Annotated in this window: 19 protein-coding genes; all 19 read right to left on the minus strand. The window is 44.8% G+C overall.

The window, feature by feature from the left end:
• Window positions 1–7 precede the first annotated feature (7 nt).
• The 19 genes from BLS49_RS17240 to rnhA all read right to left on the minus strand — a co-directional run bounded on the left by BLS49_RS17240 (window position 8) and on the right by rnhA (window position 19,228).
• Entirely contained in the window at window positions 8–1,363 is a 1,356-nt protein-coding gene (locus tag BLS49_RS17240; protein WP_245742522.1) for a UbiD family decarboxylase, read from the minus strand.
• Entirely contained in the window at window positions 1,360–1,923 is a 564-nt protein-coding gene (locus BLS49_RS17245) for a UbiX family flavin prenyltransferase (protein ID WP_091233417.1), read from the minus strand. The genes BLS49_RS17240 and BLS49_RS17245 overlap by 4 nt, the downstream gene beginning before the upstream one ends.
• A gap of 26 nt (window positions 1,924–1,949) precedes the next feature.
• Window positions 1,950–2,747 (minus strand): creatininase family protein, encoded by a 798-nt coding sequence (locus BLS49_RS17250; RefSeq protein WP_091233420.1) that lies wholly within the window; start codon window positions 2,745–2,747, stop codon window positions 1,950–1,952.
• Window positions 2,744–3,334 carry a cysteine hydrolase family protein gene (locus tag BLS49_RS17255; protein WP_091233423.1) on the minus strand — a complete coding sequence of 197 codons (591 nt, stop codon included), beginning with the start codon at window positions 3,332–3,334 and terminating at the stop codon, window positions 2,744–2,746. Before BLS49_RS17255 ends, BLS49_RS17250 begins: the two co-directional genes overlap by 4 nt.
• 56 nt (window positions 3,335–3,390) lie before the next feature.
• Window positions 3,391–4,323: an ABC transporter permease gene (locus tag BLS49_RS17260; protein ID WP_091233426.1), complete on the minus strand. Its 933-nt coding sequence runs from the start codon at window positions 4,321–4,323 to the stop codon at window positions 3,391–3,393.
• Window positions 4,316–5,365: an ABC transporter permease gene (locus tag BLS49_RS17265; RefSeq protein ID WP_091233430.1), complete on the minus strand. Its 1,050-nt coding sequence runs from the start codon at window positions 5,363–5,365 to the stop codon at window positions 4,316–4,318. Before BLS49_RS17265 ends, BLS49_RS17260 begins: the two co-directional genes overlap by 8 nt.
• Window positions 5,358–6,911 carry an ABC transporter ATP-binding protein gene (locus BLS49_RS17270; RefSeq protein ID WP_091233433.1) on the minus strand — a complete coding sequence of 518 codons (1,554 nt, stop codon included), beginning with the start codon at window positions 6,909–6,911 and terminating at the stop codon, window positions 5,358–5,360. Before BLS49_RS17270 ends, BLS49_RS17265 begins: the two co-directional genes overlap by 8 nt.
• Before the next feature lie 74 nt (window positions 6,912–6,985).
• Window positions 6,986–8,134 carry a BMP family ABC transporter substrate-binding protein gene (locus tag BLS49_RS17275; protein WP_245742524.1) on the minus strand — a complete coding sequence of 383 codons (1,149 nt, stop codon included), beginning with the start codon at window positions 8,132–8,134 and terminating at the stop codon, window positions 6,986–6,988.
• Between the two features lie 73 nt (window positions 8,135–8,207).
• On the minus strand, window positions 8,208–9,014 hold the full coding sequence (locus tag BLS49_RS17280; protein ID WP_091233436.1) for a BtpA/SgcQ family protein: 807 nt from the start codon (window positions 9,012–9,014) through the stop codon (window positions 8,208–8,210).
• A 323-nt stretch (window positions 9,015–9,337) separates the two neighbouring features.
• A complete protein-coding gene (locus BLS49_RS17285; protein ID WP_091233439.1) occupies window positions 9,338–10,099 on the minus strand; it encodes a DeoR/GlpR family DNA-binding transcription regulator in 762 nt (253 codons plus the stop codon).
• A gap of 127 nt (window positions 10,100–10,226) precedes the next feature.
• On the minus strand, window positions 10,227–10,943 hold the full coding sequence (deoD, locus tag BLS49_RS17290; RefSeq protein ID WP_091233442.1) for a purine-nucleoside phosphorylase: 717 nt from the start codon (window positions 10,941–10,943) through the stop codon (window positions 10,227–10,229).
• 18 nt (window positions 10,944–10,961) lie between these two features.
• A complete protein-coding gene (locus tag BLS49_RS17295; protein ID WP_091233446.1) occupies window positions 10,962–11,651 on the minus strand; it encodes a purine-nucleoside phosphorylase in 690 nt (229 codons plus the stop codon).
• A 44-nt stretch (window positions 11,652–11,695) separates the two neighbouring features.
• A complete protein-coding gene (locus tag BLS49_RS17300; RefSeq protein WP_245742526.1) occupies window positions 11,696–13,213 on the minus strand; it encodes an FGGY-family carbohydrate kinase in 1,518 nt (505 codons plus the stop codon).
• Window positions 13,214–13,238: 25 nt separating this feature from the next.
• Complete coding sequence (locus BLS49_RS17305) at window positions 13,239–14,339, minus strand: M42 family metallopeptidase (protein WP_091233453.1); 1,101 nt, start codon at window positions 14,337–14,339, stop codon at window positions 13,239–13,241.
• 588 nt (window positions 14,340–14,927) lie between these two features.
• On the minus strand, window positions 14,928–15,521 hold the full coding sequence (folE, locus tag BLS49_RS17310; RefSeq protein ID WP_091233456.1) for a GTP cyclohydrolase I FolE: 594 nt from the start codon (window positions 15,519–15,521) through the stop codon (window positions 14,928–14,930).
• 42 nt (window positions 15,522–15,563) lie between these two features.
• Entirely contained in the window at window positions 15,564–15,800 is a 237-nt protein-coding gene (locus BLS49_RS17315) for a YneF family protein (protein ID WP_091233459.1), read from the minus strand.
• 89 nt (window positions 15,801–15,889) lie between these two features.
• The gene (locus tag BLS49_RS17320) at window positions 15,890–16,927 is read right to left on the minus strand and encodes an HD-GYP domain-containing protein (RefSeq protein ID WP_091233463.1); all 1,038 of its coding nucleotides are present in this window, start codon (window positions 16,925–16,927) and stop codon (window positions 15,890–15,892) included.
• A 90-nt stretch (window positions 16,928–17,017) separates the two neighbouring features.
• Window positions 17,018–18,766, minus strand: a complete 1,749-nt coding sequence (gene queG, locus BLS49_RS17325) for a tRNA epoxyqueuosine(34) reductase QueG (RefSeq protein WP_091233466.1) — start codon at window positions 18,764–18,766, stop codon at window positions 17,018–17,020.
• Between the two features lie 24 nt (window positions 18,767–18,790).
• Complete coding sequence (gene rnhA / locus BLS49_RS17330) at window positions 18,791–19,228, minus strand: ribonuclease HI (protein WP_091233470.1); 438 nt, start codon at window positions 19,226–19,228, stop codon at window positions 18,791–18,793.
• Window positions 19,229–19,411: the final 183 nt, after the last annotated feature.

Consider the following 19,411-nt stretch of genomic DNA (forward strand, 5'->3'; position numbering starts at 1 on the left):
ACCTCCCTCATGTTATATTCCATTTACTTTGCCATTCGTCAGACATTGGAATACTCGTCCTTCTATAGGCTTCAGCCGCATGGAGAGGATATGTTGCGTCGATGCCCATTTTGGCTGATACACCACGCAATTGATGGGAAGGCTCCAGCGGTGAACCCTTGGCACCCGGAACGATAAAGACATCCAAATCCGCCTGCACCCTGGTAGCAATCGCCCATTCCACGTCCTTCGGATTAAAAATATCGATATCGTCATTTACGACGACGACATGCTTCAAATCCTTATCACTTGCGAATGCAGCGAGACATGCCTGTTTGGCATCCCCTTCTGTTCGTTTATTAATAGAGATCACCGCGTGATATCGACCGATTCCGCCCACGGTAAGATGGACTCCCGTAATTTCGGGAACGACCTGACGAACTGTGCTTAACAGAGTAGCTTCACGAGCAAGCGCCATCGGTGTATGCTCCTCAAAGCTTGAAGGGTAAATCGTCTGCCAGATTGGTTGATCCCGATAGGTGACCGCTGAAAACTCAACGACAGGCTGCAGCGTTTGATCACCATAATAGCCGCCCAGTTCTCCAAACGGTCCTTCCGGCTCTCGTATATGCGGCAGGATTTTCCCCTCAAGTACAACCTCTGCATCCGCAAGAACATCCAGATCTACCGTTTTGCATGAAACAACCTCCAGCGGTGTACCTAACAATGCTCCAGCAACATCCAGCTTGTCACAGTGATACAGATGGGTGCTGATTTGCGAGGCAAGTACAACCGCTGGGACCACTCCAAACATCACAGCGATTTCCATCGGCAGGTTACGCTGCTCATTGCTTAGAAACTGTTTGTATAATTCGGGAGATGAAATCAATATATTAGTCCGATTGCCTCCTAAAAATTGCATTCGTCGAATGGAGGTGTATCTTTTATCACCGTTACTATCCTTAACAACCATAATGCCGGATACAAGATAAAAACCGGAGTCATCCTTGTGGTATTTGCAGATTGGAAACAATTCTCCAAGATTAAAAGAGCCCGTAACCACGTTTTGCTGGACCGCCCCGCTCGACACTCGACTCGTCTTTAATGGATTAACGATGGAGTTGATCAGCTTTGATACTAGCTCAGAGCTCTTAATCCCCATACTGTCTGCAAGCAGCTCTCGATCACCGCCAAGGCCTGCAACCATCGGCATATCGTAGCCCTTTATTTTCTCAAAATAAAACGGCTGCTTCCCCTCTCCTGTCTTCACGATTGCGGCAAGCTCGTATTCCGGATCTACCTCATGATGTACATGCCGAACTAACTGGCGTTGCTCCCAATTTTCAAGCAATTCTCTTAGATTTGCATGCGCTCGTGTACTCATTCCAACGTCTTCTCCCCCCATCTCGCCATCAGTTCATGCTCAATACCCAGGGCGTCCAGCACACGAGCATTCATAAAATTGACGAGCTCCCATATTTCTGTCGGGTGATGATAAAACCCAGGTGATGCCGGCATAATATCCGCGCCAGCGCGAGCTAAACGGGTCATATTTTCTAAGTGAATCAAATGTAGCGGTGTTTCTCGCGGCACGACGATCAGCTTGCGTTTTTCCTTCATCATGACGCTCGCGGTTCGGCTTAGTAAGGTGTCGCCTACTCCGTTGGCCATTGCACCAAGGCTATTCATAGAGCATGGCACAATGACCATACCGTCCGTTTTGAAAGATCCACTCGCCACAGGAGCGAACAAATTCTGATTGCTGAGCACTGTTGCATATTTCTTCAACTCGTCTATAGATACTCCACATTCGAACTTGAGCACCTTCTCTGCCATGTTGGTGGCGATCACATACGTATCCATGTTTAGTTCATGAAGTGTGCGGATCAACGAATAACCGTATATGGCTCCACTCGCTCCAGTCATTCCGACTACGATTTTCATGGCCATTCTCCTTACCAAACTTTTGTTCAATGGGAACCAAGCTTTGTATAATTCGTTTCAATAACTTCCAGCAGCATTTGATTTAATTTCTGAACTGCAAAATCAACAAACTGGCGGCCTTTTTCGGCACTCGCAAGAGTCGGAGCTCCGATTACTCCATGTGAGGATACGTCCTGTGTCTTCCATCCTGGTGCAATTGGTCCTTTGATCGAGACATGCTCATGATCTGTAAGCTGATGATCCGGGAATTCATCTACCGCTTTGCTCATATCAACCAGCTCAGGGCAGAAGTGCAGCATAAGTGAGGTCTCCAGTTCGCAAGCATGGAATACACCGTAATCTCCCGATTGCTGAACCTGACTCAAAATATCGTTCCAGAACGAGGTGAACCACCAATCGAAGACGAACACTTCCACATTGTGTTTGATCCGAAGATCCCGGCTTAGCACGTTAAGCAGATCGGTATTCCCCCCGTGGCTGTTCATGAGCAGTATTTTTCCGAATCCATGTCTACTAATCCCTTGTACGAGATCATCAATCATGTGATACAGAGTCATCGTAGAGAAAGAAAGCGTGCCTGAAAAATCCATGTGCTCGTTACTCTTCCCGACAGGAAGCAAGGGTGCTAACAGAACCTCGTACTCTGGAAAATCAACCCGCTTAGTCAGCTCATCCAGCAAATTTCCCAAAATAATAGAATCCGTCCCGACCGGAAGGTGAGCGCCATGTTGTTCTGTCGCCCCGATGGGTACAATAACGAGTGATTGCTCCTTATTGATCGCTTCGATCTCTTTTGTAGTTAAACGGGCCCACTCTGTAATCATGCTCCCATCTCCTTCTCATGTGCAGGAAATTGAATGCTATCTACGCTCACAACCTGTCCAAGCACGTAGTCAATATGCTCAAGCGCAGCCTCATGCTGCTTAAGCGTTGTGCCAGCGACACATTCACGTGGAACGATCACGAAATAATCATGCTGCTGAGCGTCCGTTGCCGTCGCACGTACACATACATCTGTGGCCGCACCAGTCAGAATGATAGTGTTCACACCAAGCCCTTTTAGCAGCACCTCCAGATCAGTCTGGAAAAACGCGCTATATCTCCGCTTTTGAATCACATAATCAACCGGCTGTGGCTTTAATTCTTCAATAATTTCTACGCCCGCAGAGCCTTCCAGGCAATGAATGGGTTCACTACGGTCAAGCTCTCTCCCGAAATCGATATGATTCTTACGGTGAATTTCTTGAGTGTAAATGACCGGAATTCCGCTCTCACGTGCATACTCCAGAAAACGGCGAGTTGAATCTATGAATGCTCCATCAGATTTACAAGGAATTACAGCCTCTTCTCCGACAAAATCATATTGCATATCAATGACGATAATTGCTGCTTTTTCAATAGTGTTCATCATGTAGTTGGTCACTCTCCTTATATGAATAAAGCCCCCAAACGGATGGCCCATAGTTTTTACTTAGGCTTGTTCATTAGCTTGTTGGCTTTGCGAGATACACTGATGGAATAAAAGACCAGACCCAGAACTGTCGCTACATAGGGTACGGTTGAGATCAATTCGGCCGGAATTTTCAGCAATTGAAGCGCATTGGATAACGCCTGTGCAAAACCGAACAGAAATGAAGTTACCGTCGTACCAACAGCGGTACTTCGGCCCATGGACTCTGCCGCTAAAGCGATCCAACCTCTACCAGCGGTCATATTCCGTGTAAACAAGGACAAGTAGCCCATCGACATATATGCTCCGCCCAGGCTCGCAAACAATCCACTAAGCAGCAGCGCAATATATTGAACTTTTTTGACTTTAATCCCTACGGATTCTGCAGCGTGGATATTTTCACCAACTGCTCTGATTTGAAGGCCAAGCGGCGTCCTCTTAAGCATGTAATAGACTACAATGGCAGCGATTATAGACATATAAGTTAGCACATGATGCCCGGAAATAATCGGACCCAGAACTGGAATATCCTTAATCAGCGGGATATCAATAGAAGGAAGTACTTTGCTGGATAGGGAGGATGAGGTTCCTTTATCTCCTGTCAGCATATATAGCACAAATATCGTTCCACCGGCGGCGAACGCATTGATCGCAATCCCGCCTAGTATGAGATGCGTTTTAAATTGTAGTGTGAAGAACGCCAGCATACCTGCCATAAGAACTCCGCCCAATGCGGCTCCTAATAACCCGACCCATGCGCTTCCTGTATAAGCACTGATAAGTACACCCATCAGCGCAGAGGTAAGCATAATACCCTCGAGACCAATATTGACGATCCCCGCTCTGTTCGAAATGAGTGCACCTAGTGCGGCAAACAAAATTGGAGTGGTCACTCTAAGCACCGAGTATGCAAAGTCCGTTGTCAGGATGACTGCAAAAAAATCATGCATGCTTTTGCGCCTCCTTTAACAACATCCGATTCTTCCAAAATTTAAGGAACTGATCTGCCGAAACCAGCAGAAGAATAATTGCTTGAATGATCGAGATCATTTCGGAAGGAACATCTGAGTAACGGGACATCATATCTGCTCCAACTCGTATATAGGCCAGAAACAAGGCTGCACCAACTACGCCAATCGGGCTGTTTTTAGCAATCATGGCTACCAAAGCCCCATCCATCCCGTAACCAGGCAGCGCATTCCATTGGAAACGGCTGTACATCCCAAGCACCTCAACCGAGCCTCCAATACCTGCAATTAATCCTGCCAGCAAATGCACGTATATGATGACGCGTCCTGTCTTGATCCCGGAGTACTCAGCAAATTCCCGATTCGCTCCAGTCATTCTGAGTTCATAACCCCAGCGTGTTTTGTACATAAACAGATGAGCGAGAATAACACAAACAATGACTATGATTAACCCCGTATGAATACGAGTACCTGGAATCAGTTTACTGAGAACAGCTGTTGACTCAAACTTAAAGGATGCCGTCTGATATGCTGCTGAATCTCTTAATTTGTAATTGAGAAGATATTGTCCGACCCCATATAAAATACTGTTAAACATCAGCGATGTTACAAGCTCATTCACATCCCATTTTGCCTTCAGCCATCCTGGGATCGCTGATATAGCGGCTCCGACTATACCTCCGAACATAATACACACGAGAGGATGCAACGCCCCGTTCATACTGATACGAATTGCAATAAACGAAGCCATTAATCCTGCAAAATAAAACGTCCCTTCTGCCCCCAAATTAAACATGTTCATCTTGAAAAGCAGCGCAAGTGCCAATCCGGTAAAGGTGAGCGGTATCGCCATCTCCACAACATTTCCAAAATGTGATAAAGAGGAAATCGGCTCGTACAGGAAAATATAAATCGTATGCAGCGGTTGACCACTTACGAACGAAATTATGATAAAAGTGAGGAGTAATGCAATTAGCAACACGGAAGCTGTACGATAATACTCGAAATGTTTGGATTTAAACATGCATACCCCTCCTGATGTCTCCCTGTTCCTGCCTATTAATTCCGAGCATATAGAGCCCAAGCTCTTGTTCAGAAATTTCCGACGGATGATCGAAGCAGGCTACGAATTCACCCTCGTACATCACCAGCAATTTATCGCTAAGTTCAAGAATTTCATTTAAATCCGCGGATATTAGTAAAATCGCACATCCTTTACTGCGGAGCTCTAATAGATTATGATGAATAAGCTGTGCAGCCCCGACGTCAACACCCCGAGTTGGCTGCTCCGCTATTAGAAATTTAGGTTCTGTCGAGCCTTCTCTGGCAACAACTACCTTCTGCATGTTACCGCCGGACAACATCCCGATCTCCTGATTTGGTCCGGACGTTTTGATCTGAAACTTCTTAATATATTCTTCCGTCAGCTCCAACATCTTACTTCTCTTAAAGAAGCCAAGCTTGCTCCATTCTTTCCCCTTAAAGCGTGTAGAAATAATGTTATCGAGTATGCTCGCTTCTTTAGCTGTACCCTGTCTCATTCGATCCTCAGGAATATAAGAGACCCCCAAGCCTCGAACGCTCTCAATATCCATTCCGCCGATTGGAACATTTCCTACCTCAACCGAACCTGACTCACCTTTGAGCTTGCCTACAACTGCATCAACCAGCTGTGACTGTCCATTTCCCTCGACTCCTGCAACACCAACAATTTCACCTTCTGAAATCGAGAGCTGAATATGATTCAGCACCCGTTTACCTTCTTTAGAGCACACCGTAAAGTCCTTAACGCGCAGAACAGGCTTCCCAATTGAATTAGCTTCCTTTTCGTACTTCAGGACAACATCTCTTCCAACCATCAATCTAGTAATCTCTTGCTCAGATACCTGCTGCATATCAAAAACGCCCTCTGTTCTACCACTCCGCATGATCGTAATACGATCACAAATCGCCTTTACTTCCTTCAGCTTGTGGGAAATGAATACGATGGTATGTCCTTTCTCCTTCAGCAGCTTCAATTGATCAAACAGTTCATCCGTTTCCTGCGGTGTTAGAACAGCGGTTGGCTCATCCAATATCAGAATGTTTGCCCCTCGCACAAGCGCCTTTAAAATTTCTACCTTCTGCTTCATTCCGACGGAGAGGTTCTCAACCTTCTCCGTCGGATCTACATGCAGATTGTATTTTGTTGCATATTCCTTTGTAAGTCTTACAGCTTCACTATAATTAATCGCGATGCCCTTCCTTGGTTCCATCCCTAGAACCATATTCTCCGCAACAGTGAAGGAGGGAACGAGCATGAAATGCTGATGGACCATACCTATTCCCATCCGAATCGCATCCTGCGGGGAATTTAGCCTGATCTTGCTGCCGCGCAAATAGATGTCACCCCTACTCGGCTCTTCCATACCGAACATCATTTTCATTAACGTCGATTTACCTGCGCCATTCTCCCCTGCAACTGCATGAATTTCACCTTCTGCTAAAGAGAAATTCACATCCTGATTTGCGACAACTCCATTTGGATAGACCTTGGTAATGTTCCGCATATCCAGTAAAGCTTCAGCCATATTGACCCCTCCTTGCCTTCTGCCGCACCCAGATTACCGCCGATTTTCTTTTGCTGCTTCGCATTCCTTATTCATTAAGGTTTAACTGAATTACGAATCGCTTCTACTTCGGAGGTTTCCATGATGTTCGCGTCATCAACTTTAATTTCATTATTTGAAAGCTTGTTCTTAATCTCTTGAATTTTGTTCTTCATCTCATCTGTCAGCAGTTCGTTATAGATGTCATTCTCAGCGATGCCCGTTCCGCCTTCTACGAAACCAAGCGTCTCTCTTACACCAAATTTAAGAGTTCCTTCTTTATAACCTTTGACCGCTCTGAGAATAGATTGATCGATATTTTTCATGGCAGACGTTACAATCAGGCTGGCTTTGTCTGCATCTGTCTCTTTGAAAAGCAATGCTTGGTCGGAGTCAACGCCTACTGCGTATTTCTTCTGTTCCTTGGCTGCATCAAAGATCCCGAGTCCCGTACCGCCCGCTGCCCCAAAAATCACATCCGCACCAGCGTTATATTGTACAAGTGAGAGCTCTTTGCCTTTTGCAGGATCTGAGAAATCCCCCGCATAGGAAGTGATAACCTTTATTTCAGGATCAATGTATTTAGCACCTTCGATATACCCAACCAGGAATGCATTGATGCCTGGAACATCCAATCCACCGAGGAAGCCAATTTTTTTATCCGGGTTCATACCAGGTAAATCAGAAGATGTTACCAGAGCTGCTACTGCACCTGCCAGGAAAGAGGAGTCATTTACTTTGTAGTTCATTGCATAAACATTTTCAGGTACTTGCTCCTGCTCTGTTTCAAAGTCAATGTACTTCTTGTCCGGATGTTCAGCAGCTACAGCATGGAAAATTTCCGTAGTCGTCGAGTTACCCGATATGATCAAGTCCCAATCCTGATTCGATACGTCTTCAAAAATCGGCTGCCATTTCGTTTGATCTGTGCCCATTTCAATAACTTTCGTTTCAGCATTTAAGTAACTTTTAACTAATTGAAGGCCACGATTGGCGGAATCCAGAAATGATTTGTCCCCAAGGTTACCCGGGATTAGCAATACTACCTTGAGAGTATCTTCGCTTACCGCTGTATTCGCTGAATTTCCTGGTTCATCTCCATTCGAAGAAGCCGTTGTGTTTGCTGTCTTGGAAGAACATGCGGTCGTAAGAATCAGTGCCAGAGCTGCAATAAGTACCCAAACTTTTCTCATCTCTTTTCTCATTTCTTTCCCTCTCAATCGTCTAGTTATTTTATTGATCCTATCCACCTTGGAACAGTGAATTCTAAACCCCTATTTAGGCTCTGACTGACTTAACCTTGTCCATAAAAGCTTGTACTCTCTTCTGATCGACCAAATTGTCGAATTTCCCGTCAATCTTGAAGGTAGTCCCAACAACGGCTCCATCCGCTATCGACAGCTGGCGTTCGATCGTATCTACGGTGCAGCCGGTATTGCAGAACACTACCGTTTCCGGTACAGCCTTCTTAACTCTGGACAACACCGCACTGTCTGTCTCAGCACCCGCCGTTAATCCGGAAACACACAATGCATCAGGCCGATTGTTGAACACCGTGGATTTAGCGATATCAACGATGTCGCGATCCGCCAAATATTTCGAAGCCTCAGGAACGATATTAAACAGCATCTTAAGATCCTTTGCTCCAAGCTCTGTTTTATGTCGTATCGTCTCTCCCACATTGGTGTTCCAAAGACCAAAGTCACTCGCATATACACCCGTCATAATCTCGCGAATGAATTTTGCTCCCGTTGCTACTGCCAAATCAATGGAGGCGATCGGGTCCCACAGGACGTTAACTCCGTAAGGAATTTTGATATCGCTCTTCAGCTCACCAATGATTCTCGCCATTGATGCAACAGTTTCCGGCCGTACCTTCGTCAAATACGGAAGGCTGAATTCATTCGAAAACATTACCGCATCAACGCCGCCATCCTGGAGACCATTCAAATCCTGTCTTGCCAGCTCGACTACACGCTCCATTCCCCCTTCACTTTCGAAATAGGGATCGCCCGGCAATGCTCGAAAATGGCACATTGCAATAATGGGCTTGTGCGTTCCAAATGTGTCCTTAATCCATTCCATTGTTGTACCCTCCAACTCGTGATGTTTTGTTGTTGATCATGATACAATTTACATTTTTTTCAATTGTCATGTTAGGTTTTCTAACAAACAACTTATTATTTTAAGTGAATTATATTATCATGTTAGATTATATGTCAAGATCACATATGATAATTTATTTATCTTTTTGATAATTTATTTATCATTTATGTGGTTAATACTGGAAAATAAGGTTAATTGACGGATATACCACATGAAAAAAACACAAAAAAAGCACCTAATCATCATCAATTCTTGATTTCAAAAAATGATGATGATCAGATGCTCCATTCTAAAATTTTCTCTTACTCTACTACAATCACTTCTACGCCTTTCTTCTCAAGCTCCTTCTTGTACTCTACATCAATTTCGTTAATAACCAGCTTATCTATATCCGAAATATCACATAGATGACAGAACACTTTCTTGTTCAGTTTCGTACTATCCGTTACCATAATAACCTCTTCAGCCGCACCAATCATCGCCTTTTTTGTCTCAACCTCCTGCATCGTCCGATTGGATATTCCGAATTGCAGATCAATCGCATCGCAGCCCAGAAAGGTTTTATTTACATGTACTTTCTTGAAAAAATCGACTGTCTGGTCTCCTACAAGCGTGTACACAGATTCATTCAGAACACCACCCGAAACCATAAGTGTGACATCACGTTTATGTGCCATCTCCATTGATATTTTGATGTCATTAGTGAGCACTGTCACTTGTTGATTACGAATGTTTCTAGCTACTTCAAGCGTAGTTGAACCAGCATCGAAAATTACGATATCATCTTCCTCAATCATCCCCGCTGCTACCAATCCGATTTTTTGCTTAGCCTCTGTATTGGACTCAAGCTTGCTCGAAGAAGGGATCTCATAAGAAAATTTGTTCGTAATAGACATGACGCCCCCGTGTGTCTTGATGACCAGACCTTTCTCCGCCAAATCATCGAGATCTCGCCGAATCGTCACTTTCGACACACCGAATAAAGCGCTTAATTCATTTACGTTTGCTTTCTTTTTCTTATCAATATATTGCAGGATCTTCTCCTGTCTCTCAATTTGAAACACTATATTATCCCCACCCATTATGGAATCTATGAAGATTATACTTTCTTATATCTTAAAAGCAATAGGAATAAGAGTTAGATTCACCCTTATTCCTATCCTTCTCATTCAATATCGATCATAAACGGATCTATACTAAAGCCAAAGCAATCTCCATCATCCCCGTAAAGGTCTTTTCTCGCTCTTCAGCTGTAGTTGGCGTATCTCCCGGTTTATCCGAAATCGTAATCATACACAGGGCATTTTTACCTGCTCTCGCGGCATTCATATACAAAGCCGCTGCCTCCATTTCAGAAGCAAGCACACCCATTTTAATCCATCCGTTATCATGCTTATCCGCATTATCGCAGTAGAATACATCCCCTGAAATGATGTTGCCCACCCGCACAGGTATACCCCTGCTTTCCGCAGCATCTACGGCCTTCTCGATCAAATCATAGCTGGCTACAGGACAAAAGGTTCCTGGCAGCTCAAAACTTTTGGCATAACCCGAATCTGTACAAGCTCCCATTCCGATAATAATATCGCGCATCTTTACATCCGGCTGAATAGCACCCGAGGAACCAATTCTGATGATGTTATCAACATCATAGAAATTAAACAGTTCATATGTGTATATACCCACTGACGGCATACCCATTCCATGCCCCATTACCGATACAGGTTTACCATTATACGTTCCTGTATAGCCTAGCATATTCCGCACAGTATTAAAGCACACTGGATTATCTAGAAATTTCTCTGCAATGAACTTTGCACGAAGCGGGTCCCCTGGCATCAGAACAGTTTTGGCAATATCTCCAAGCTTAGCCGTATTATGAAGTGTTGGTGTTGATGTATGACTCATACTAACCGCTCTCCCCTCTCATCCTAATTCCAATGCAATGTTGATCGCTTTGTGGTATGTCTTCTCAGCCTCGGCATTTCCATAATCACCAGCAACCAACAGACTCAGCGCCTGTGCGCCAGCCCTTGCAGCTGTCAAGTATAGCGCAGCCGTCTCCATATCACGCAAGAGTATCCCCATTTTGATCCATCTGTCCCAAACCTTCTGGTCATCCGGATAGAAAACATCTGTAGTCAGCACCGTCCCAACACGGTAGCTTATCCCTTCATCCTTGGCCAAATTCACTGCACTTCGTACTAGCTGATAATCCGCAATAGGCGCAAACGACCCCGGAAGCTCATAGCTATCTGCGTAATTGGAATAAGAGGTGCTGGCCCCCATTGCAATTATGAGCTCAGAAGGCGACAGATCCGGTTGAATCGGATTAGAAAATCCAAGCTTAACAATTCGTTCGACTCCATAAAACTGAAATAACTCATACGTATAGATTCCTGTGGACGGCATACCAATACCGCTGCCCATTACCGAGATTTTTTTACCCTTGTATGTCCCTGTGTATCCCAGCATGTTACGCACCTGATTGAAGCGTTTAGAGTCGTACAAAAAATTTTCTGCGATATATTGGGCTGCCAGCGGATCTGCGGGCATCAGTACCGTCTTGGCAATATCCTCAGCCCCTGCAGTCATATGCGGTGTTGGTATACTCATGATGTTTCCCTCCATCTATTAAAATGAAAATTCAGAATGTAAGATTATGCATTCAAATAAAGATCAGTAGTCTCATGCATCCAGTCTTTAAAGGTAGGATAAATTTTGCGATATTGCTCAAAGAATCGTTTGTAGCGAGCATGATTGTCAGGGTTCGGCTTAATCACCTTGTCAAAGGTCACCATCTCTTGAACCGCTTCCCTCAGACCCGGATATTCCCCGACAGCCGTTGCAACACAAATCGCAGCCCCCAAGCACGGCGCCTGTGGTTCAGAAGGAACATTCACGATGACGTTGCTCACATCCGCATGAATTTGCAAATACAAATCTGAATTTGTAGTCCCGCCGGCGATATTGATTTCTTTCACCTCGAAGCCATTTTCCCTGAACTGCACCAGCAAATTCTCCGTGCCATAGGCGATCCCCTCCATCAACGCACGGTACATATGGGCCCGAGTATGATGCAGCGACAAGCCATAGAACATGCCTCTGACTTTAGAATCCAAATAAGGATGACGATTGCCTTGCCAATAATCTAGTGCAATTAACCCCTCTGAACCAATGGGGAGATTCTCTGCTTCCTTATTCAAATAATCGTACACAGAGACCCCTTCTAGCTCAAGATCTCTGCAAAACTCCCTCTTAAACCAGCTTAGAATAGAACCTGATGAGACCTGCCCCTGGTAAGAGGTATAGTAACCCTGTATCAAATTATCGGGTCCAGTGTTGATCTTTCCCTCATTGAACAACGGCTCTTCTGTTAGCGCCATCGCCAGATTGGAGGAACCGGTAATTAATGCGATTCTTCCAGGTTCGTATACACCCATGCCAAGAACACCGATGGACGAGTCGATGCCTCCTTGAGCAACAATGGTATGGCAGTCAAGCCCCAGATCATCGGCCGCTTCTTTAGTTAGCATCCCGATGTTATCCCCGACTGTAAATACATGATCACCAGGAAACTTCGATACAGCTTCCTCCAGCCCGATTTTCCGATAGAACTCTTCTGCAAATCCTTTTTCACGAGCATTATATCCCCAGTTGCAGGAATTATTGATATTGATAGACCACTTGCCCGTTAGCTTGAAAGTCATCCAATCCTGATATTCGCAAAAAACCTCAGCCCGATCATAGTTATTACACTCATGCCGTTTCAGCCACAACAGCTTGCCAGGCATCCATTCTGCCGATAACTTCGAGCCTGTTAATTCAGCAATATCAACAACCTCTTGGGCCGCTCTGACATCCATCCAAATCAGGCAATCCCTAACCGGCGTGCCATCCTTCATGCTAAGCACCACACTACAGCTTGTTGTCGTCGTACTTAGCCCAAGTATTCTATCCTTTGAAATTCCTGTCGAGGCAAGAACTGTGCCGATACTCTCTTTCAAAGCTTGCCACCAATCATCTGGAGATTGCTCGGCCCACCCAGTATGAATATGCTTTGTATTATATTCGGTAGCTGCAAAACCAAGCGGACTACCCTTAAGATCATAAAGTCCCACTCGAATACTCCCGGTCCCTCCGTCAATTCCCATTAGAACATCTCTAACCAAGCTCATCCTCCCCTTCTGTCTGCATCATCTACTAATAGCGGTTCAGGTTGAAATTGCGATCGACAGAATTCAAAAATGCAGCTACTAATAGACCTACCATCTCCAAATCCTTTAAATCGCATATTTCCATAGGAGAGTGACTGTAACGGTCAGGCGTCCCCATATCCAGACAAGGAATTCCTTCATTCTCAAGCTGCAAATAAGCGGTATCTGACAAAGCTCCTCTTGCGGCACAGCGTTGGAGTGGAATACCCTGTTCCTCGGCCGTTTTTTTCAATAATTGATACATCCCCTGATGTACAATATTTCCATTCAATGTACCCTTGCCGTGAAAATTAAACATCGTAACTCCAGGCCCGCCACCAAGCACAATATTGTTTACACTTTTCTGATCCGGTGTATCACCTGCGCCAGGACTAAGCAAACAGATTGCCATATCCGTCTTCACAGTACGGGCCGCCATCATCGCGCCTCTTGCATTAAATTCTTCCATTACAGTTCCTACGAGATGAACCGTGCAGCGTGGTCTGTCATCGGATAAGACTGCAGCAATCTGAAGAAGATTGGTTAGACCTGTCGCATCATCCAGATAAGCTCCGGCAATACGATCATTTAACAACTCAGCGTAATATGGAGCGAATGTAATGGGACAACCCACGAAAATTCCGAGATCATTCACTTCCTTAACACTCCTTGCCCCTATATCGACAAACAAAGAGTTGAAGGAGTCTACCTTCGATTTGTCTTCTGGCGTCTGGCCGTGATAGGATTTAGCAGCAATGATCCCCGGATAATATTCGCCCATCTCACTCCCTACCACGACCGCCTTACCTTGCACGATTTTCTCCGAAATCCCGCCAACACGATCAAATCGCAGAAAACCATCCGGTTCGATACAACTGATCACAAAGCCGATAACATCCATATGCGCAAAAACCATTACACTTGGAGCCTCCGAATCAGTTCCTTCAATCGTGCCAATTACATTTCCCATCTTGTCTATCTTCACTTGGTCAGCATAGGCTGATAAATCGCCCTTAAATTTGTAGGCCATACGCGATTCATAACCAGACAATCGAATAGTGCTCATATAATCCAACAATTTAGATTTAAGTTGCTCTTGCTGCAGCATAAAATGATCTCCCTTCCCTCTGAAAAACGGGCTAGCAACCAACGAGTGAACTTATTTGTTTCTAAATGATAATTTATGATCGTTTATATTTCCTTATTATAGTGACTGGATAATGTATTGTAAAGATATATGTAAGATAATATTACATGAAAGATTTCTGCACAGATTTTGTCTCTCCCTCTGGAGACGGTGTACACCGAACCAAATACTTGCAAAAATACATGTATTTACATTCAGAGTCGCTATTTTTTGAAAAAAGCCTGCAAAAGTACATGTATTTCTAAGCTTTCAGCTTAAAACTAGTCCTCCGGTCTGAAAAAAATGTATTATTGCAGGTATTCTGCTCTTTCGCCTATATCATGACAATAAAGATGTACTTTTGCATCTATTTAACCACGAGGTTCTGGAAATCTGAGGTCCTAAGGTTCCGAGGTTCCGCCTCAGTTTCTGTACAGGAATCCGTCGCTCCGTCGCCGACCGGTTCTCCCCTCCTATCACCAAATTAAAAAAGGCCGACATCGATATAAATCGATGTCGGCCTCAATCTTTATTCGTTACTACTATTAACTAAAACGAACTAACACTATTCTATCCCTTGATCAACGACATAAATTCAGCCCTTGAAGCAGCATCCGTACGGAAATTCCCCCGGACAGCGGACGTGATTGTCTTGCTTCCCGGTTTTTTCACGCCCCGTGCGCACATGCATAAATGTTCACCTTCAACGACGACCATAACACCTTGCGGCTTCAGTACTTCATCCATAATGTCGGCAATCTGGCTAGTAATTCTCTCCTGAACTTGAAGTCTACGTGTAACTGCCTCTACCAGACGAGCCAATTTGCTAAGTCCAGCAATTCTACCGCTAGGAATGTATCCAATGTGCACTTTGCCGAAGAAAGGCGCCATATGATGTTCGCATTGGCTGTAATATACAATATCCTTCACGATAACAAGCTCTTCGTGATTCTCTTCGAACGTAACACCAAGCACATCATGGGGATCGACCTCGTACCCTGCAAAAATTTCCTCATACATACGGGTAACCCGTGCCGGTGTTTCAATGAGTCCTTCACGCTCTACATCTTCACCAATCAGCTTCAATATCTCGCGAACATGATGCTCAATCCGTTCACGATTATCGCCAACCTGTTTGTTTACGTAATCTTTAACTCCTGACATTCTAGCGCCTCCTCCTTCCAGAATAATTGTATCTGAATAGTTTTATTTTCTCTTGCTCTTTCCAGCTTGATTGACTTTACCGCCCTGATTCTTCATCATTTGTTGTGCACGCTGCATTTGTTTGCCGTTCAGGTTATAGCCCATTTGCTGAGCCATCTTTTGCAGCATTTGAGGATCATTCTGCATCTTCGTAAGCTGTTTACGCAAATAAACAACACCGATGAAAAATCCGCCGACTAAACCGACGATTAAAGTAATAATAGGAATTACGATATCCATATCAATGAGCCACCCCTGTATACAATCTCCGTGTCAATTCGCTAACAGCTAGGACACTCAACATATAATATCATTCACTTTAACGCGATTCAAGCAAGAACAGCTTCAATAAACAATGTTGTCTCTCTTGCCAAATCTACTTCCTTCACATCGATATCCTCTCCAGCCCCGCGAATGACGCGAACTACCGGCCTTCCCGGCAATCCGCGATGCTGGCTTACAACGACTCCGGTTTCTTTGGTAGATAATCGAACTGAGGTCCCGGTAGGATATACGGATACAATTCTAGTAAATTCAATTAATACCTCATGATCCAGCTCCTGCTCTGAGGAAGCCATTAGCTTCTCACAAGCCTCATGAGGAAGCATAGCACGTCCTTCGCCAGTTCCCCCACCGCCAATCAGATTATCGTACATGTTGGCTACCGCTACAATTTTAGCGAACAAATGTATCGCCTCATGATCCAGACCTCGCGGAAATCCGCTCCCATTCAATCGTTCATGATGCTGTAGTGCAGTATGGGCAATCAGGAGATTGAATTCCCGTTTGTGCTTTAATAACTCAAATCCGCGCCATGTATGATGATTTTTGGGATCATTCCTGTCGGCATCGTCTGGGAGAGAAATAGATTTTCCAATGTCATGAAGAAGCGACCCTACCGCCAAATCTTTTAATTGCGAATAATTCAACCCCATATTAAGTCCGATCATTGAGGATAGTAGACATACGTTAACCGCATGAATATAATCCGCATTATCCGCCGTCCGGATTTCCGTAAGCTGAAGCAGTACTTCCTTATTATTCAGCACATCCGTAAGAAGGGTGTCCACACTAGTGCTAATTTTTCGTGTGCTCCAATCCTTGCCCGATCTGATCGATTCCAGTGTCTCGCTCATTTCACGAAAAACCGCCTGCTTTGTAGCTTCACTTATAACATCTTCTATTTCAACATCTTCAAAATCAGCATCTTTGATATAAAGCATGGTCACACCAATGCGCTTCAATGTACTAATCATGTATACAGTAAGCTGTACTCCTGCCGATAACAGCACTGTTCCATTTGCAGAATATACGGTTCTGCCGAGCAATTGCCCTGGTTCAATATCCTCTACACTCATGAATCTCATGTCTTATCCCCCTTGATAGCTATTAAATTCATTCAAAAGTGCAAGGAAGAATTTCGCGATTTGGCGGCGGATGCTAGCTTGAGGCATTACTCACTGATCTTGTCCTGATCCATATTCCATATTCCGCTCAAGCGACAGCAGACTCTCTTTAATTGAAAGTCCACCTCCGTACCCGACCAGGCTTCCGTTAGAACCGATGACTCGGTGGCATGGCACAATGATAGGAATCGGGTTTTTGTTGTTAGCTCCGCCAACAGCCCGCACAGCTTTAGGTTGACCTATCATCTCCGCTATATCCTTATAAGAAGCAGTCTTAACATACGGAATGGTTAGCAATGCGTCCCAGACCTTACGCTGAAACTCACTCCCCTGTAAATCCAGCCGCAGATCAAATTGCCTGCGTTCACCCGCAAAGTACTCTTTAAGCTGCTGGTTAGCTGTAGACAACGCCTCCTTGGAGGCTACCATTTGTGATCCCTTATAATAACGCTGCATCCAACGATTCAAGACATCAGAACAATCACTATAGGGACCAAATTCAATATGGCATAGGCCACGTGTACTGGTTACCAGAGTCAGCTTACCGATCACCGAATCCATTTCATCATAATAAAGCACTTGATCCTCGCTCAATACCACAGCATCTTCCTTGATTGCTGCCGCTTTCAACTTCCCTTGAGCTGCTTGTAACCGTCCAAGCACCTCTGCATCCTGCTCAGTCGCGATAGCTCTATTTATAGCCTCCAATGCTTCTTCCCCTCCAATCCGACTTAATGACCAAGCAGCTGTTCCTCGCATGACAGGTCTCGGATCATTTTGCATTATATCTATTAATTTCGGTACGGAGTCCCGATCTTTGAAGTTCCCGAGCGCAATAACAGCATTACGCTGCATTGGTTTTTTTCCTCTCCATGAGGCAGCACTGCTACCAAAGGTCTCTTTAAACTCTCGATTACTCATATCCAAAAGCGGCAAGAGCAGCGGTTTAGCAACCTCCGGCTCTGGCTGAAGCTCAGGGCGGTGATTCCAAGACTTCCCTTTATTTTTAGGACAAACAATCTGGCAGGTATCACATCCATACAGACGATTGCCAATCTTCAGCATAAATTCCTCTTCCAGAAAACCCTTGGTCTGAGTCAAAAAAGAAATACATCGTTGCGCATTAAGCTGCCCTGGCCCGATAAGCGCTCCTGTTGGACACGCATCCAGACATTTAGTACATTCGCCACATCCCTCCGTAACCGGAGTATCTGGAGGAAAGGGAATATTCGTAATCAGCTCCCCGAGATAAATCCATGATCCCCATTTGGGTGAGATTATCGCGCAGTTTTTGCCGCTGAATCCAATCCCTGCTCGTTCAGCTACAGCCCGGTCCACTAAAGCTCCTGTATCCACCATGTTAACTAACCTGGCCTCAGGAACGCGGCTCAAAATAAATTCCTCAAGCTTAGCCATTGCTGCCCTTAGAACATGATGGTAATCTTGTCCCCATGCCGATCTGGCAAGGATACCTCTTCGCTTACCTGGCTCTGACTTGGGAGGGTTGTCCATCTTAGACGGATATGCCACCGCAATGGAGATTAATGAGGCAGGTTGCTCCAATGACAGTTCTGGATGAACCCGTTTCTCAATATCGGGCTCCTCAAATCCTGATTCATGACCCTTTTCACGATGCTGCTGCAGTATAGATTTTAACGATAAAAAAGGGTCCGCCGAAGCAAACCCGATATCATCAATGCCGAGCGACGGTGCTATCGCTACAATTTCCTGCTTAAGCTCGGCCCATATTGGCAGTTTCCCGGCCAAGCTTCCAGCCGCGCCATTCTTTGTTGTCGCCATCCCGTCCCCTCCTTGATGTTTGATTTAAGACAAACGCTTGATCGCTTCACGCGCCAAAAAGTCGCAATGATTGTTCAGCTCATTGTCACTATGACCTTTAACTTTTATATACTCAACCTGATGTATTCCCATCAAGCGCCAAAGCTCCTGCCACAATTCCTTGTTCTCTACAGGCTGATTCTTGCTATTCTTCCAGCCGTTCTTAAGCCAGCCTCGAATCCACCCCTGCTGAAAGCAGTTCACCACATACGCTGAATCACTATACACCTTGGCGATACACGGCTCCTTGAGCTCGGTTAACGCTGAAATAACCGCCTGAATCTCCATACGATTATTCGTCGTATGCTTTTCTCCACCTGACAATTCTTTTCGATGTCCCTTATATAATAAAACAGCGCCCCATCCGCCTGGACCCGGGTTCCCTGAACAAGCACCATCGGTATAAATCATAATTTCCTTCACTCATATACCTCCATTATAAACCTCTGATCTTGGTAATTGGCCAGAACACAAATTCTGCATACTCTACCATGAAACCCCTTTTTTCCGCTCAAAGTATCTAATATATAGAAAAGCATATCCAACGCCCATTTGCAACGGGTGACAGATATGCTCAGAGATATCTAATATATTCTCTATAAAATA

Origin of the sequence: Fontibacillus panacisegetis (assembly GCF_900102215.1) — a bacterium.
In the GTDB taxonomy this organism is placed as follows: Bacteria; Bacillota; Bacilli; order Paenibacillales; family Paenibacillaceae; genus Fontibacillus; species Fontibacillus panacisegetis.